The organism is Gemmobacter lanyuensis (genome assembly GCF_014652355.1).
Lineage (GTDB): Bacteria > Pseudomonadota > Alphaproteobacteria > Rhodobacterales > Rhodobacteraceae > Gemmobacter > Gemmobacter lanyuensis.
In genome coordinates this window covers 177,955-193,426 of the sequence record NZ_BMYQ01000004.1, presented here as the reverse complement: position 1 = coordinate 193,426, position 15,472 = coordinate 177,955, and the positions used below count along the sequence as shown (strand labels likewise).

Sequence of the window (15,472 nt, the reverse complement as noted above, 5' to 3'; positions counted from 1 at the left end):
AATCGGGTCAAGCAGACTTGGGCCTTTGGGCGCCTCAAGGCAGGTCGAGATCGACCCAGACGGGGCGATGGCGCGCAGCCCGAGCCAGTGTGTCGGCCAGCGGCCCTTGGGCAGGCCAAAGCACCCCTGCCCCCGCCACCTTCAGATCGGCCGAGGGCAGGATGTAATCCACCCGCATCCCGCCCGGGCCGTCGGGGTAAAGCACGGTATCCAGACGCGGATCGCCCCTATGGCCGGGATCATGGTGGCCCGAGTCATTCTGCGGCCGCGGGTCTTGCAGGCGCGGATCGGCCAGCAGTGCGCGAAGGGCCGCCGGGCGGCCCTCACCATCCGCGGGGTCCAACCCCGCCTCGCCCAGCAGGACAAAGGGGGCCTTGGGCGGGGCAAAGGGCAGGCTGCCATCCAACATGCGCAGCCAGAAGGCGCTTTCATCATGGTTGCGGCGGCCATTGCGATCTTCCGGCCCGTCAAAGACCGGGGGCGTCGCCGAATAGGCCATCAGGGCGAGGTCGCCGCCTCCGGGCAGCTCCACCGCCACCTGCCAGGCGCTGGAGGAATGAAGGCGCTGAACCGCAGCCTCGGCCCCGGTCAGGTCGGGGGGCAGCAGCGCGCCGGGCAGATCGGCCCAAAGGAACGCGGCATAATCCTGCGCGGCGTCGGACCGGATCGGCAGGCGCGACAGCAGGGCCACCCCCTCTTCCCCCAGAAAGCGGCCATAGCCGATGGCATCCCGCGGGCCTCCCATGCGGCCATCGTGGTTCAGATCGAAGCCGGAGGGCAGGCCGGAATTGCCCGGCAGGGCAAAGCGGTAGGGGTATGGCGCCCCCGCCTCGGCCAGTCGATCCGCCAACAGGCTCATGGCGACCAGCCGCGCATCATGGTTGATCCCGGTCAGGAGCAGCACATCGGCATCCAGCGCCACGACCCCCTGCACCACCGCCGCAATCTGGGGCGCTCCTTCGGCGATGTCTTCCACCAGCAGGCCCGGACCGTCACGGCCCAGATCGGCGTTCCAGGTGGCAAGGCGCAGCACCTCGGCCCCGGCCGGGGCCGCAAGCAGCAGGATCAGGCCGGCAGATAGTCCGAGCCTTCCTCGACCCCGGAAATGCGGCGCTTGTCGCGGATCATGTCGGCAATCTTGCCCATCGCGATTCCGCGCATGAACAGGCTGCAGGGAAGAAAGGCCCATGCGGTCATCGTCCAGATCAGGGTTTGCGGGGTGGTCAGGGTCAGCGGTTCAAACCCGGTCGAGCCGATCTTGACCACGGCCGGAATCAGGAAAGGCAACAGGAAGCCCAACGCGATATTGATGCGCGAATCCCGTTCCAGCCGCACCACCACATCACCGTTCGACGTAGGGTCGAACGTCGGCAGATTGACCCAGACATTGAAGCCGCCATCGCGGTTCGGCCAACCTTTAAGCTTGAGCAACAGCACAAAGACCGCCAGCCCCAGCAATGAGATCAGATAGGCCGTTCCCGCCGCCGTCCGCACCGCCAGAACCTGCGCCTCGGACGCGCCATCGGCCATCATCAGCGTCGCCAGACGCACCGGCGAATAGGGGAAATCCAGCGCCCCGCTGACCACGATCCCCAGCGCGCTGACCAGCGTGCTGAGCGTGGTCGGTTCCACGCTGGTCTTTTCGATGACGGTCAGGGTGAAGACGGTAAAGAACAGAATCAGGAACCGCACCCGGTTGAAGGGCGGCGCATCGCGGAATTCGATCAGGCTGGGATAGCTGGTCTTGTATTCGGTGAAGGTCAGCGCCCCGGCAAACAGCGCGACCAGCGCGATCATCTGCTTGCCGTCCGAATCCGTGCCGGGCAGCAGCACCGAAGGCGTTGCAACAAGCAGCATTACCAGAACTGCACGCAACGCGGCGCCTGCCAGCCGTGCGACCACTGCCTTGCCCTTCCCACTCTTGGTGGACACGATGCTTTGCCGTGCCCTTTTCCCAAAGATGTCCCGCACATTATGACGGGCTGCCTCAATCCTGCCCAAGTTTTGCCTTCTTTCAGTCTGTGCTGCAACGGTTGGCTGCACTAGACCCCGTCAATGCGGCAAATCCTTGGAAAAACTGTCGCCAGATTGCATCAAATGCGGTTAGAAAAAGGCCGCCCCGGAACGGCAATTCCGAGGCGGCTCAATATCTTGTGGTGGCGGCCGCTGGGGCCACCAAGTCAGATCCAGGGACGCAGGGTCTTGGCCTTGGCCTCGAAGGAATCGATGGCCGTGGCCTTTTCCAGCGTCAGACCGATGTCATCCAGACCGTTCAGCAGGCAATGCTTGCGGAAGGGATCGACGCTGAACGCGAAGGATTGCCCGTCCGAGGTCGACACCGTCTGCGCCTCAAGGTCCACGACCATGCGGGCATTGCCCCCCTTGCGGGCGTCTTCCATCAGCACGTCCACAACCTCTTGCGGCATCACGATCGGCAGGATGCCGTTCTTGAAGCAGTTGTTGTAGAAGATGTCGGCGAAGCTGGTCGAGATGACGCAGCGGATGCCGAAATCGAGCAGCGCCCAGGGGGCGTGTTCGCGCGACGACCCGCAGCCGAAGTTGTCACCCGCGATGATGATCTCGGCCTTGCGGTAGGGTTCCTTGTTCAGCACGAAATCCGCGATCTCGGCCCCATCTTGCGTGTAGCGCATCTCGTCGAACAGGTTCTTGCCGAGGCCCGAACGCTGGATCGTCTTGAGGAACTGCTTGGGGATGATCATGTCGGTGTCGATATTGACCAGCGGCATGGGCGCCGCAATCCCGGTGAGTTTGGTGAACTTGTCCATTTCAATGGTCCATTGGCTGGCCGCGCCCTGGGGCCGCAACCGGCCCAAACGGGCCGGAGGGGCCGCGCAGGTTCGCGGCAGAAAAGGCTTGGCGCCGGGGCCGGGCCTGCACCCGAACCCCGACCCCAACCGGGATCAGACGGTTTCCGCCATCAGCTCGCGCACATCGGTCAGATAACCGGTGATCGCGGCTGCGGCCGCCATGCCGGGGCTGACCAGATGGGTGCGGCCGTTGCGGCCCTGACGGCCCTCGAAATTGCGGTTCGAGGTCGAGGCGCAGCGTTCCCCCGGCGACAGCTGGTCGGGGTTCATCGCAAGGCACATCGAGCAGCCGGCCAGACGCCATTCAAAGCCCGCATCGATGAAGATCTGCGCCAGACCCTCTTCCTCGGCCTGGGCACGGACCAGACCCGACCCCGGCACGACCATCGCGCGCATCCCCGGGGCAACCTTCTTGCCCTTCAGGATGGCGGCGGCGGCGCGCAGATCCTCGATCCGGCCATTGGTGCAGGACCCGATGAAGACCGTGTCGATCTTGATGTCCGTCAGCTTCTGGCCGGGGGTCAGGCCCATGTATTCCAGCGAACGGCGGGCCGCTTCGACCTTGCCGCCGGTGAAGTCCTCGGGGCTCGGCACGACACCGGAAATCGGCAGCACGTCCTCGGGCGAGGTGCCCCAGGTCACGACCGGCTCGATCTCTTCGCCCTTCAGGGTGATGACCTTGTCGAAATGCGCGCCTTCATCGGTGAAGAGCGTTTTCCAATAGGACACCGCAGCCTCCCAGGCCGCGCCCTTCGGCGCGTGCGGGCGGCCCATGCAATAAGCAAAGGTCTTTTCGTCGGGCGCGATCAGACCGGCGCGGGCGCCACCTTCGATCGCCATGTTGCAGACGGTCATGCGGCCTTCCATCGACAGATCGCGGATCGCTTCGCCGCAATATTCGATGACATAGCCGGTGCCGCCGGCGGTGCCGGTCTTGCCGATCACCGCCAGCGTGATGTCCTTGGCGGTGACGCCCGGACGCAGCTTGCCGGTGACTTCCACCTTCATGTTCTTCGATTTCTTCTGGATCAGCGTCTGGGTGGCCAGAACGTGTTCCACTTCCGACGTGCCGATGCCATGGGCCAGCGCACCGAAAGCGCCGTGGGTGGCGGTGTGGCTGTCACCGCAGACCACGGTCATGCCCGGCAGGGTCCAGCCCTGTTCGGGGCCGACGATATGCACGATGCCCTGACGCACGTCCGAGACCGGATAGTAGTTCACGCCGAAATCCTTGGCGTTCTTGTCCAGCGCCTCGACCTGAATGCGGCTTTCCTCATTCTCGATGCCCTTGGCGCGGTCCAGCGTGGTGGGCACGTTGTGATCCGGAACGGCAATGGTCTTTTCCGGGGCGCGGACCTTGCGGCCCGTCATGCGCAGCCCTTCAAAGGCCTGCGGGCTGGTGACTTCATGCACCAGGTGGCGGTCGATATAGAGCAGGCAGGTGCCGTCTTCGGCCTGATGGACGACGTGATCGTCCCAGATCTTGTCATAAAGGGTCCGCGGAGCGGTCATGGCTCTCACCTATGTCTGTGGGATAGCTGGTAGGGGTCTTGCGAAACAGTCAGGGGGTGGGGGCACGTCTTTCCCATGGAAAGCCGTCGCCTGCCCGCGTCAAAGCCGCGCGAGGACGGTGCGGGTCATGCCGAAGAAACGGGCCGGAAGCCGCGCATGATCGGTGATGTTGAAGTAGATGAACCCGTGCATGGGCCGTTAAATACGCCCGAATCTGTTTCGGCGCAAGTTCGCCATCCGGGGGGCTGCGGCAGTTTTCCCTGTGTCTATTGCCCCAGCGCACGCAAGCGTGTATGGCCCTGCCTTCGCAAAAGGGCTGCGGTCCGGGGGCTGGATGATTGAGTCGCCCCCCCCAAGATGCTACCCTTGATGACATGAGCCCGAGCGCCGGGGCGGATGCGGCGCGCCATCTGGAGGACGAAGTCCTGTCTCATTCTGATCCTGCGACCGGCCTGCCGGTCGGCCCGCGCGCTGCCCGTCCGACCGACACCGACCCGTCCAGCGAAGTGCTGCTGGCCCGCGTGATCGCCTCGCTTGAGGACGACAAGGCCGAAGACATCGTGCAGATCGACCTGCGCGGGCGTTCGGACATGGCGGATTACATGGTCATCTGTTCGGGCCGTTCGTCCCGTCAGGTGGCCGCGATTTCCGAAAAGCTGGCTGACCGGCTGAAACAGGAATTCGGCCGCCAGTGCAAAATGGAAGGCAAGGAAACCGGCGACTGGGTGCTGATCGATACGGCCGATGTGATCGTCCATGTTTTCCGCCCGGAAGTGCGCGAATTCTATCAGCTCGAAAAAATGTGGCTTCCGGCTGACCAACAGCTTCCGTCATCGCGGGTCTGACCCGCGATGCGCGTGCATCTTTGTGCGGTGGGCCGGTTGCGTGCCGGCCCCGAGCGCGACCTGATGGACGATTACGTCACGCGGTTCGACCGCACTGGCCGCGCGCTCGCGCTTGGGCCCTTTTCCGAACATGAAGTTGAAGACAAGAAGGGCGGCGGCATGGAAGCCGAGGCCGATCTTCTGTCGCGCGCCCTGCCGTCGGGCGCGATGATCTGCACGCTGGATGAACGTGGCAAGGTGCTGTCCAGCCCGGAATTTGCCGAACATCTGGCCCGCTGGCGCGATGGCGGGCGGCAGGATCTGGCCTTCATCATCGGGGGCGCGGACGGGATCGCGCCGTCCCTGCGCGCGCGTGCCGATTTCTCGATCAGCTTCGGGCGTATGGTCTGGCCGCATATGCTCGTCCGCGTCATGTTGACGGAACAGCTCTATCGCGCGGCCTCGATCTTGGCGGGCGCGCCCTATCACCGGGCCTGACGGGCGCGCGATGGCGCGGGTGAAGCCCGTTGCACCCTTGGGCCGCGCGGCGTAAAACCCCAGCAATCAAGGAAAGGACCGCGCATGACCCCCCCGAAGCCCGTCGTTCTCTGCATTCTGGATGGTTGGGGCTATCGGGAAGAGCGCGCGGCCAATGCCCCGGCCCTGGCTACCACCCCCAATTTCGACCGGATCTGGACGGGCTGCCCGCATAACCTGCTGATCACCCATGGCCCCGATGTGGGCCTGCCCAGCGGCCAGATGGGGAATTCCGAGGTCGGGCATACCAATATCGGCGCGGGGCGCGTGGTGGCGATGGATCTGGGCCAGATCGATCTGGCAATCGAGGACGGGTCGTTCTTCCAGAACGCCGCCCTGCGCGCCTTCATCGCAAAGCTGCAGGAAACCGGCGGCACCGCGCACCTTATGGGCGTGGTGTCGGATGGCGGCGTGCATGGCCATATCACCCATGTTCTGGCCGCCTGCCGCGCCGTGGCCGAGGCGGGCGTGCCTGTCGTGCTGCATGCCATTACCGACGGGCGTGATGTGGCACCGTCGTCCGCCACCACCTTCGTGCGTGAACTGATGGAGCAGCTCCCCGCGGGTGTGCGCGTCGGCACGGTGATCGGGCGCTACTGGGCGATGGACCGCGACAACCGCTGGGAACGCGTGGGCCGCGCCTTTGATGCCATGGTCAAGGCTGAAGGCGAAACCGCGACTGACCCGGCCCGCGCCGTGGACATGGCCTATCAGCGCGGCGAAACCGACGAATTCATCGCCCCCACCGTGATTGGCGATTACGCGGGCACCCGCGACGGCGACGGCTTTTTCTGCCTGAACTTCCGCGCCGACCGCGCGCGCGAAATCCTTCTGGCGCTGGGGGATGCCGAATTTGACGGCTTCGATGCCTCGGCCCGGCCGCACTGGGCGACGCTTCTGGGCATGGTGGATTATTCGACCCGCCATAACGCCTTCATGACCACCGCCTATCCCAAGCAGGACATCCGCAATACGCTGGGCGAATGGGTGGCACAGCACGGCCGCAGCCAGTTCCGTCTGGCCGAGACCGAGAAATATCCCCATGTCACCTTCTTCCTGAACGGCGGGAAAGAAAGCCCCTCGACCGGAGAAGACCGCTTCATGCCAAAATCGCCCAAGGTTGCGACCTATGACCTGCAGCCGGAAATGAGCGAACCCGAAGTGGCCGCGCAATTGGTGGGTGCCATCGAAAAGGGCTATGACCTGATCGTGGTGAATTTCGCCAACCCCGATATGGTCGGCCATACCGGCAGCCTGGAAGCCGCGATGAAGGCCTGCGAGGCCGTGGATGACGGCCTGGGCCAGGCGCTTGCCGCGCTGGAAAAGGCGGGCGGCGCCATGATCGTGACCGCCGACCACGGCAATTGCGAGCTGATGGTCGATCCCGTCACCGGCGGGCCTCATACTGCGCATACCACCAATCTCGTCCCGGTCATTCTGGTGGGTGGCCCCGCCGGGGCGCAGCTGCGCGCGGGTGGGCGTCTGGCCGATCTTGCGCCCACGGTGCTGGAGCTGATGGGGCTGCCACAACCGGCCGAGATGACGGGCCAGAGCCTGATCGTCAAAGCCTGAGCCGGATGATGCGGCTGAACGGCCTTCCCGCCCTGCTGTCTTTGCTGGTCGCACTGGGCGCCTCCGGCGCGGTGCTGCATGCGCAGGACACCGCCCCCGCCCCGGTCGCAGAGGGCGCCCAGACCGTGGCCGCCCAAGCGCAGCGCGCCGCCGGCAATCTGCAAACCGCGGTCGAGGCGCTGGACAAGGCGCGCGAGGCGCGCGACCGCGTTCAGGCCCTGACCCAGACCATCACCGCCTATGAAGAAGGCCTGACCGCCCTGCGCGAAAGCCTGCGTCAGGCTTCGATCCGCGAGGCGACGCTGCTTTTGCAGTTCGAGGCCAAGCGCGACCGCGTGGCCCAGCTGGTCGGCGTGCTGAGCCGGATGGAGGCGGACCCTGCCCCCCTTCTGCTGCTCCACCCCTCGGGGCCGCTGGGCACGGCGCGGTCGGGGATGATGATCGCCGATGTCACCCCCGCCCTGCAGGCCGAGGCTGAACTGCTTCGCAAACAGCTGCAAGAGGTGCGCGACCTGCGCGCCCTGCAGACTGCGGCGGGCAAGACGCTGGCCCAGGGCCTGCGCGTGGCACAAGAGGCGCGGACGGCCCTGTCCAAGGCCATTTCCGACCGCACCGACCTGCCCAAACGCTTTACCGAAGACCCCGAGGTATTGAAGGGCCTGCTGGAAAGCGCAGACACGCTGGATGCCTTTGCCGCGGGCCTTGCACTGAACGAAATCGAAAGCGCCGATATCAAGGATTTCGGCTTTGCCCATGGTCAGCTGCCCCTGCCCGTCCTGGGCACCATCCTGCGCCGCCCTGATGAGGCCGACGGCGCGGGCGTGCGGCGCCCCGGCATGGTGCTGGCGGCGCGCAAGAAATCGCTCGTGACGTCGCCCTGGTCGGGCACCATCCGCTATCGCGGCCCCTTGCTGGATTTCGGAAACGTGATCATCCTCGAACCGGGGGCGGGCTACCTTCTCATTCTCGCCGGGATGGAAACGGTCTATGGCGAGGTGGGCGAAGTGGTGGCCGAAGGCGCACCGCTGGGCCTGATGGGAGGCGGTGAACCGGGCATGGAGGAATTCCTCGTCTCGGCGCAAGACGGCGGTGGCGCACGCGACACCGAAACACTGTATGTAGAGCTGCGGCAAGGGGGCGAACCGGTTGATCCCATGCCATGGTTTGCGGCAACTGCGCCCCTGGCCGGCGCGCAGCAGGTGCCTTGAGGAAGAGGATGGGCAGGCGATGAAGAAATACATGATGGCCGCGCTTGGCGGGACGGTGGCGGGGGTGCTGCTGACGACGCAGCTTGCTGGCCCTCTCATCGCACAAGAGGCCGACAAAGGGGGTTCGGTCTATGAACAGCTCGATCTGTTCGGCGACATCTTCGAACGCATCCGCGCCCAGTATGTCGAAGAGGTGGATAGCAAGAAGCTGATGGAAGCGGCCATCAACGGCATGCTGACCTCGCTTGACCCACATTCGAGCTATATGGCCGCCGATGACTTCAGCGACATGCAGGTGCAAACCCGCGGCGAATTCGGCGGGCTGGGCATCGAGGTGACGCAGGAAAACGGCTTTGTCAAAGTCGTGACCCCGATGGATGACACCCCTGCCGCCAAGGCCGGGATCCAGGCCGGCGACTTCATCACCCATGTCGATGGCGAAAGCGTGCTGGGCCTGACGCTGGACGAAGCCGTCGACAAGATGCGCGGCGAGGTCGGGTCCGAAATCGTCGTGACCGTGGTGCGCGAAGGGACGGAAGACCCGTTCGATGTCTCGATCATCCGCGACACGATCAAGCTGACCGCCGCCAAAGGCCGCGTCGTCGGCAATACCGTGGTGATCCGCCTGACCACCTTCAACGACCAGACCTTCCCGGGCCTGCAGGAAGAGCTGAAAAAGGCGGTCGAAAGCCTCGGCGGGATGGAGAATGTGAACGGCTTGGTCCTCGACCTCCGCAACAACCCCGGCGGACTGCTGACCCAGGCGATCGAGGTGTCAGACGCCTTTCTCGACAAGGGCGAGATCGTCTCGACGCGCGGCCGCAACCCGCAGGATGGCGAACGCTTCAACGCCAACAAAGGCGACCTGATCGATGGCAAGCCGATGGTGGTGCTGATCAACAGCGGGTCGGCCTCGGCCTCGGAAATCGTCTCGGGCGCGCTGCAGGATCACCGCCGGGCCATCGTGGTCGGCACCAAGAGCTTCGGCAAAGGCTCTGTCCAGTCGGTCATCCCGCTGCGTGGCGATGGCGCGATGCGCCTGACCACGGCGCGCTACTACACGCCCTCGGGCCGGTCGATCCAGTCGCTCGGCATCTCGCCGGATGTGGTGGTGAACCAGCCGATCGCCAAAGAAGGCGAAACCGGAACCGAGGCCGCCGCCGCCGAAGCCGCGGCCAAGGCCAAGGGCGAGGCAGATCTGCGCGGCGTGCTGTCCAATGACAGCATGACGGAGGACGAAAAGCGCCAGTATCAGGAAGAGCAGGCCAAGGCCGCCGAAGCCGCCAAACTGCGCGACGAGGACTATCAGCTCGCCTATGCCGTCGACATCCTGAAAGGGGCCGCCGCCATTACCGTCAAGGCTGAAAACTGATCGCAAGGAAGGGGGGCCGGGTGACCGGCCCCGATATCAGATGACCCAGACCGCAACCGACCTGCCCTATCGCCCCTGCGTGGGCGTCACGCTCATCAATCCGCAGGGGCTGATCTTCTGCGGCAACCGCAAGGACAGCAGCACGCCCGCTTGGCAAATGCCCCAGGGCGGGATCGACGCGGGCGAAAAGCCGCGTGTCGCCGCGCTGCGCGAGCTGTGGGAAGAAACCGGCGTGACCGAGGATCTCGTAGAATTCGTCGCAAAGACCGAAGACTGGGTGACCTACGACCTGCCACCAGAACTGCTGGGCCGGGTCTGGGACGGCAAATACCGCGGGCAAAAGCAGAAATGGTTCCTGTTCCGCTATCTGGGCCGGGATGACCAGATCAACATCGAAACCGACCACCCGGAATTCGACCGCTGGCAATGGACCCGCGCAGATGACATGGTCGCCTCGATCGTGCCCTTCAAACGCGCAGTCTACGAACAGGTCGTTGCGGCCTTCCGGCCCCATCTGGCCTGATCCCGAACCCGGCGGCGCGCGGCCCTTGGCCGCGCATTGCATTTGGGTCGCCTGCGCGGCCTCTGGCCGCTGGTCTCCGTTGCCTCCGGCGGGGATATTTGGACCAAGATGAAACCCGGACCCTTTTCATCTTGGAAAAAATATCCTGGGGGTGAGCGCCGAAGGCGCGAGGGGGCAACGCCCCCTCACTTTCCTTTTGTTCAGCCGTTTTCGCGCAGGATCGTCCCGGCGAGATAGAGCGAGCCGCAGATCAGCACCCGCGCCTGCGGGTCTTGGGCGGCGATGGCCTGCAGGGCCGAAGCCACGTTCTCGGCAATATGGGCGGGGATACCAGCGGCGGTGGCAGCCTCGGCCGTCACTTCGGCGGGAAGGGTGTTCTTTTCCCCTGGGATCGAGACGGCGTGAAGGCTGTTCAGGCAGGACGTCAGAGGGCGGAGATAGCCGCCGATGTCCTTGGTGTTCAGCATCCCGCAGATCGCGTGTGTCGGGCGTTGGGGCATCGCGGCCAGCGTGGCGGCAATCGCCTCACCCCCGGCGGGGTTGTGGCCACCGTCGAGCCATAGCTCCACCCCCGGCGCGGCCTCGACCAGCGGACCGGTCTTCAGGCGCTGCATCCGGGCGGGCCAGAAGGCACGGGTCACGGCCGCTTCGCAAGCGGCCTCATCAGCGCCGAGATGGCGCAGGACAGCCAGGGCGGCGCCTGCGTTCTGGATCTGGTGGGGGCCGGGGAGATTGGGCAGCGGCAGGTCCAAGAGGCCGCGTTCATCCTGATAGATCAACCGGCCGCGTTCAGTCGTGACATGCCAATGCTGGCCATAGGCGAGAACCGGGGCGCCCAGGCGTTCGGCGCGGGCCTCGATCACGGCGAGGCCATCCTCCATCTGCGGGCCGACCACGCAGGGCACGTGGCGCTTGATGATCCCGGCCTTTTCGCCGGCGATTTCGGGCAGGGTTTCGCCCAGATATTGCTGGTGGTCGATCGAGACAGGGGTAATCACCGTCAGCACCGGATGATCAATCACATTGGTGGCATCCAGCCGCCCGCCCAGACCCACCTCAAGCAGGGTGTAATCGGCAGGCGTGCGCGCAAAGGCCAGAAAGGCCGCGCAGGTGGTGATTTCAAAGAAGGTGATCTCTTCGCCGCCATTCGCAGTCACGCATTCATCAAGCAGCGTTGCAAGTGCGTCTTCGGTGATCAGTTCACCTGCCAGCCGGATGCGTTCATGGAACCAAGCCAGATGCGGCGATGTATAGGCGTGGACACGTTTCCCCATCGCCTCAAGGCCCGCGCGGATCATTGCCTGGGTGCTGCCCTTGCCATTGGTTCCGGCGATGTGGATCACCGGCGGCACGTTCCGTTCAGGGTGATCCAGTGCTGCCAGCATGCGATGCACGCGGTCCAGCGTCAGGTCGATGATCTTGGGGTGGAATTCCATCATCCGGGCAAGGATGGCGTCGGAACGGGTCGTATCGGTCATGGGGCCTCGCAGCGGGCAGATTGGGGCGAGGATAGCCCCAAGGGGCGGTAAGGCGGTCGCCCGGAAGCGACCGCCGCGCGAAAACGGGCGTCAGGCCTTGGGCGCTTCGGCCGTGGCAGGCAGGTCGCCATGCACTGCGGGCGATTGCCGGGTCAGCATGCGGATGATGGTCACCAGCTCTTCCCGCAGGTTCTTGCGGTGGGTGACGCGGTCCAGCATCCCGTGATCCAGCAGGTATTCCGCGCGCTGGAACCCTTCGGGCAGCTTTTCGCGGATGGTCTGTTCGATCACGCGCGGGCCGGCAAAGCAGATCAGGGCATTGGGTTCGGCGATCTGCACATCGCCCAGCATCGCGTAGGAGGCGGTCACCCCCCCGGTCGTCGGATGGGTCAGCACGACGATATAGGGCAGACCCGCTTCCTTGAGCATCTGCACCGCCACGGTGGACCGCGGCATCTGCATCAGGCTGAGGATGCCTTCCTGCATCCGCGCCCCGCCCGCGGCCGAGAACAGCACCAGCGGGCGTTTCAGTTTGACCGCCCGTTCCGCCGCCGCGATGATGGCATTGCCGACATACATGCCCATCGACCCGCCCATGAAGGCAAAGTCCTGCGCGATGGCGACGATGGGGGTACGCATCACCTCGCCCTCGGCCACCAGCATGGCATCCTTTTCGCCGGTCGACTTTTGCGCAGCCTTCATGCGGTCAGGGTATTTCTTCTGGTCGCGGAAATGCAGCGGGTCGGCCAGCGGCTCGGGCACCTTGACCTCAAGGAACACGCCGCCATCGAACATCGCCTTGAACCGGTCACGCGGCGTGATCGCCATGTGATGGTCGCAATGCGTGCAGACATTCAGATTGTCCGCCAGTTCGCGGTGAAACAGCATCGTCCCGCATTCGGGGCATTTCGTCCACAGGTTCTCGGGCACTTCCCGGCGCGAGAAGAGCGAGTTGATCTTGGGACGGACGTAGTTCGAGATCCAGTTCATGCCGGATGGCCCTTTGTGCGATGTCGGCCCTCGAAATAAGACGCAAAAGGGCGAAATGCAATCTGAACAGGGGCCGGGGCCTGTCGGACCCCGGCAAACGGGTCAGAGCAGGCGGCGCAGCGCCTGAACCACCAGTCGGTGATCCTCGACCTGGGGCAGGCCCGAAACGGTCACGACCGCCACGACCCCGGTGCCTTGCACCCGGATCGGCACCGCGCCGCCGTGGGCTGCGTAATCGGTAGCAGGCAGGCCCTGATCGGCCAATGTCCGTTCCTTGGCGCGCAGCCGGGCGCCAACAAGCAGCGAAGGCGCGTGAAAATGCAGCGCCACATTGGACTTGCGCCGGGCCCAGGCGTCGTTTTCCGGGCTCGACCCCGGCAGGGCCGCGTGAAAGAGCGTGCGGTCGGCGGTGCGGACATTGATCACCACCGGCAGGCCGTCGGCACGCGCAAGTTCGACCAGATCCAGCCCAAGACGCAGGGCTGTTTCTTCGGAAAAGGCGGGCAGGACAAGGGCGGCGGCCTCGGCCTCAAGGGCTTCGATCTCGGACATGGATATTCCTTTCATGCGCCCGACGGTGATAGCGCGCTTCGGCCCGCCACCCAAGCCCTTTGCACTTTGCGCCAGTTGCCGGATGGTCCGGGCAGCGCTATCCCGAGGCGAAGGATAGGGGAGAACGAGTCATGCGGTTGCGGTTCCTGGTACTTTCGACAGTCTTGGCAGGCTGCGTCGCCCCGACGACGCCCGCCACACTCGCCACACGGCAGCCGGTTCTGGCCGGGGCTGTCACCCTGGCTGCGCCGCAAGGCTATTGCATCGAAAGCCGGTCACGGCTGGAAAAGGATGACAGCGCGTTACTTCTGATCGGGCGCTGCGCGGGCGAAACGGCCCGCAGCCCTGCCGTTCTGACGGCAACGGTGGGCCAGACCGGATCGGCGCAGGGAATTGACGTGGAAGGCGGCGGGGCCGAAATCGCGGCTTTCTTCCGATCAGACCGAGGACGCATGGCGCTGAGCCGCCGGGGCCGTGCCGCCGATGTGACCGTGCATCAGATCTCGGGCATCAAGGGCGCGCTGTTGCTGCGCTTCAGCGACCGCGGCCCCACCCGTGGCAAGGCCCCCCTGCAGGTCGATGGATGGCGCGCACTGATGCCGGTGGGCGACCGGCTGGTGACCTTGACTGTAACCGGCCTGCAATCCGGCCCGTTGACCGCCGAAGCCGGCCGCGCGTTGATTGGCGAATATGTCGATGCGGTGCGTCTGGCCAATCGGTGACGAATTTTTCTGGTGCCCTGACAAATTGGATCACGTTATTAACCAAAGGGATAAATAAACGAATCGTTTCCGGCAAAGAAACATCCGGCCGGAGGGGTAAAGGTTGCGGGCAAGCGCCCGTCAGTAGGGTTATGGGGACCAAGATCGACACATTCCTGGACCGTGTCCTCCACCGCCGTTCGCTGGCGCGGTGGGAACGCTGGGCCGCCATGGCGGAGACGCTGACGCTCGACCGGCTGCGCGAGATGCGCGGGCGCGCACGCGAAGCCCGCCGCCAGCTGGACAAGGTGATCCATATCGCGGAACACCGTCTGGCCCTGCCGGTCATCGGGTCGAACGCGCTGCGCCGCCCGATGGGGTCGGACTGGGTCTGGCGCCCGCCGCTGTGGCGCGGTGAAATCCCTGTGCCGGGCTTTTCCTCGGTGCCGTCGAAACAGCCGATCTGCGACGGATCGGTGGTTTATCACGATTGCCGGCGGTCGGAACTGACCGTGCGCCAGATCCGCAACACGCGCGAGGCCGATCTGGCCCCCTTCGGCCTGCGGATGGACGTGTTCCGCTTTGACGGATCGTTCCTGTCGCTGGTCGTGGATCTGCCGCCCGAATCAGTGCAGGGCCTCAAGCTGCGGCACCTGGTTCGGCTGGATGTGATCGTCGAGATGGAAAAGCCGCTGGAAATCTTTGCGCGGCTGAACATCAAGCACGGCCCGAACGTCGAACAGATCGTGCGCGAACTGCCGCTGGCCGAGGAAGAGGTGATGGTGGAATTCGACCTCGCCTATACCAAAATGAACGAAAAGCGGGTCGAGAGGCTCTGGGTCGATCTGATCTTCGAAGGCCCGGAAATGAACCAGATCATCCTGCGGGATGTGACGCTGTCGCGCCGCCCGCGCGCCGATTTGTGAGGGAACCATGGCCGAAGTGACGCTGACGAAAACCCGCGTGCGGGCCGGTGTCTGGGAAGGGGTCCTGTCCACGCCCGGTTCCACCAAACCGCAGCTTGAGGTGCTGCACCTGGAACAGAAGATGCCCGGTCTGACCGTGTCGGAACTGCCTGATCAGCCGGGCCGCTATGCCGTGCGCCTGCCAATCCCGGCCAGCCTGCTGTCGGAAGGGGTGCAAACCTTCCTGTTCCGCGATGCCGAAACCGGGGACCGGCTGGGCCATTTCACCATCATCACCGGCGTCGCAATGGAAGATGACCTGCGCGCCGAGGTCGATCTGCTGCGGGCCGAGCTGGACATGCTCAAGCGCGCCTTCCGCCGTCATTGCCTGGAAACCAGCGCCTGAGTCTGGACAAGCTGCCCCCCTGCCCCATCTATGAGGCCAGAGCGGCGACCCGACCGGCGAAAGG

Annotated in this window: 16 protein-coding genes; 9 read left to right on the top strand and 7 right to left on the bottom strand. The window is 65.0% G+C overall.

Annotation, left to right across the window (positions count from 1 at the left end):
* Nucleotides 1–34: 34 nt before the first annotated feature.
* The 4 genes from IE101_RS09345 to leuC all read right to left on the bottom strand — a co-directional run bounded on the left by IE101_RS09345 (nt 35) and on the right by leuC (nt 4,340).
* On the bottom strand, nt 35–1,033 hold the full coding sequence (locus tag IE101_RS09345; protein ID WP_229804074.1) for an endonuclease/exonuclease/phosphatase family protein: 999 nt from the start codon (nt 1,031–1,033) through the stop codon (nt 35–37).
* A 32-nt stretch (nt 1,034–1,065) separates the two neighbouring features.
* A complete protein-coding gene (locus IE101_RS09340) occupies nt 1,066–1,857 on the bottom strand; it encodes a hypothetical protein (protein WP_373296102.1) in 792 nt (263 codons plus the stop codon).
* Nucleotides 1,858–2,180: 323 nt separating this feature from the next.
* Nucleotides 2,181–2,786, bottom strand: coding sequence for a 3-isopropylmalate dehydratase small subunit (gene leuD, locus IE101_RS09335; RefSeq protein WP_189633556.1), 606 nt, complete (start codon nt 2,784–2,786; stop codon nt 2,181–2,183).
* Between the two features lie 135 nt (nt 2,787–2,921).
* A complete protein-coding gene (gene leuC / locus IE101_RS09330) occupies nt 2,922–4,340 on the bottom strand; it encodes a 3-isopropylmalate dehydratase large subunit (RefSeq protein ID WP_189633555.1) in 1,419 nt (472 codons plus the stop codon).
* A 374-nt stretch (nt 4,341–4,714) separates the two neighbouring features.
* On the opposite strand from leuC, the gene rsfS reads away from it, so the two are divergent.
* From rsfS to IE101_RS09300, 6 genes are all read left to right on the top strand, one after another.
* Entirely contained in the window at nt 4,715–5,185 is a 471-nt protein-coding gene (gene rsfS, locus IE101_RS09325; protein ID WP_189633554.1) for a ribosome silencing factor, read from the top strand.
* Between the two features lie 6 nt (nt 5,186–5,191).
* On the top strand, nt 5,192–5,662 hold the full coding sequence (rlmH, locus tag IE101_RS09320; protein ID WP_189633553.1) for a 23S rRNA (pseudouridine(1915)-N(3))-methyltransferase RlmH: 471 nt from the start codon (nt 5,192–5,194) through the stop codon (nt 5,660–5,662).
* Between the two features lie 84 nt (nt 5,663–5,746).
* Entirely contained in the window at nt 5,747–7,273 is a 1,527-nt protein-coding gene (gpmI, locus tag IE101_RS09315) for a 2,3-bisphosphoglycerate-independent phosphoglycerate mutase (RefSeq protein ID WP_189633552.1), read from the top strand.
* A gap of 8 nt (nt 7,274–7,281) precedes the next feature.
* Nucleotides 7,282–8,481, top strand: a complete 1,200-nt coding sequence (locus IE101_RS09310) for a murein hydrolase activator EnvC family protein (protein WP_189633551.1) — start codon at nt 7,282–7,284, stop codon at nt 8,479–8,481.
* Nucleotides 8,482–8,500: 19 nt separating this feature from the next.
* Nucleotides 8,501–9,853, top strand: coding sequence for a S41 family peptidase (locus IE101_RS09305; RefSeq protein ID WP_189633550.1), 1,353 nt, complete (start codon nt 8,501–8,503; stop codon nt 9,851–9,853).
* 40 nt (nt 9,854–9,893) lie between these two features.
* A complete protein-coding gene (locus IE101_RS09300) occupies nt 9,894–10,376 on the top strand; it encodes an RNA pyrophosphohydrolase (protein WP_189633549.1) in 483 nt (160 codons plus the stop codon).
* A gap of 200 nt (nt 10,377–10,576) precedes the next feature.
* On the opposite strand, the gene IE101_RS09295 is transcribed toward IE101_RS09300, so the two are convergent.
* The 3 genes from IE101_RS09295 to IE101_RS09285 form a co-directional block, all read right to left on the bottom strand.
* Nucleotides 10,577–11,854 (bottom strand): bifunctional folylpolyglutamate synthase/dihydrofolate synthase, encoded by a 1,278-nt coding sequence (locus IE101_RS09295; RefSeq protein WP_189633548.1) that lies wholly within the window; start codon nt 11,852–11,854, stop codon nt 10,577–10,579.
* A 90-nt stretch (nt 11,855–11,944) separates the two neighbouring features.
* Nucleotides 11,945–12,844 (bottom strand): acetyl-CoA carboxylase, carboxyltransferase subunit beta, encoded by a 900-nt coding sequence (gene accD, locus IE101_RS09290; protein WP_189633547.1) that lies wholly within the window; start codon nt 12,842–12,844, stop codon nt 11,945–11,947.
* A 102-nt stretch (nt 12,845–12,946) separates the two neighbouring features.
* A complete protein-coding gene (locus IE101_RS09285) occupies nt 12,947–13,396 on the bottom strand; it encodes a heme-degrading domain-containing protein (RefSeq protein WP_189633546.1) in 450 nt (149 codons plus the stop codon).
* A 131-nt stretch (nt 13,397–13,527) separates the two neighbouring features.
* On the opposite strand from IE101_RS09285, the gene IE101_RS09280 reads away from it, so the two are divergent.
* From IE101_RS09280 to IE101_RS09270, 3 genes are all read left to right on the top strand, one after another.
* Complete coding sequence (locus tag IE101_RS09280) at nt 13,528–14,118, top strand: cation transport ATPase (protein ID WP_189633545.1); 591 nt, start codon at nt 13,528–13,530, stop codon at nt 14,116–14,118.
* A gap of 131 nt (nt 14,119–14,249) precedes the next feature.
* Nucleotides 14,250–15,023 (top strand): DUF6478 family protein, encoded by a 774-nt coding sequence (locus tag IE101_RS09275; RefSeq protein WP_189633544.1) that lies wholly within the window; start codon nt 14,250–14,252, stop codon nt 15,021–15,023.
* A gap of 7 nt (nt 15,024–15,030) precedes the next feature.
* The gene (locus IE101_RS09270; protein WP_189633543.1) at nt 15,031–15,408 is read left to right on the top strand and encodes a hypothetical protein; all 378 of its coding nucleotides are present in this window, start codon (nt 15,031–15,033) and stop codon (nt 15,406–15,408) included.
* Nucleotides 15,409–15,472 lie beyond the last annotated feature (64 nt).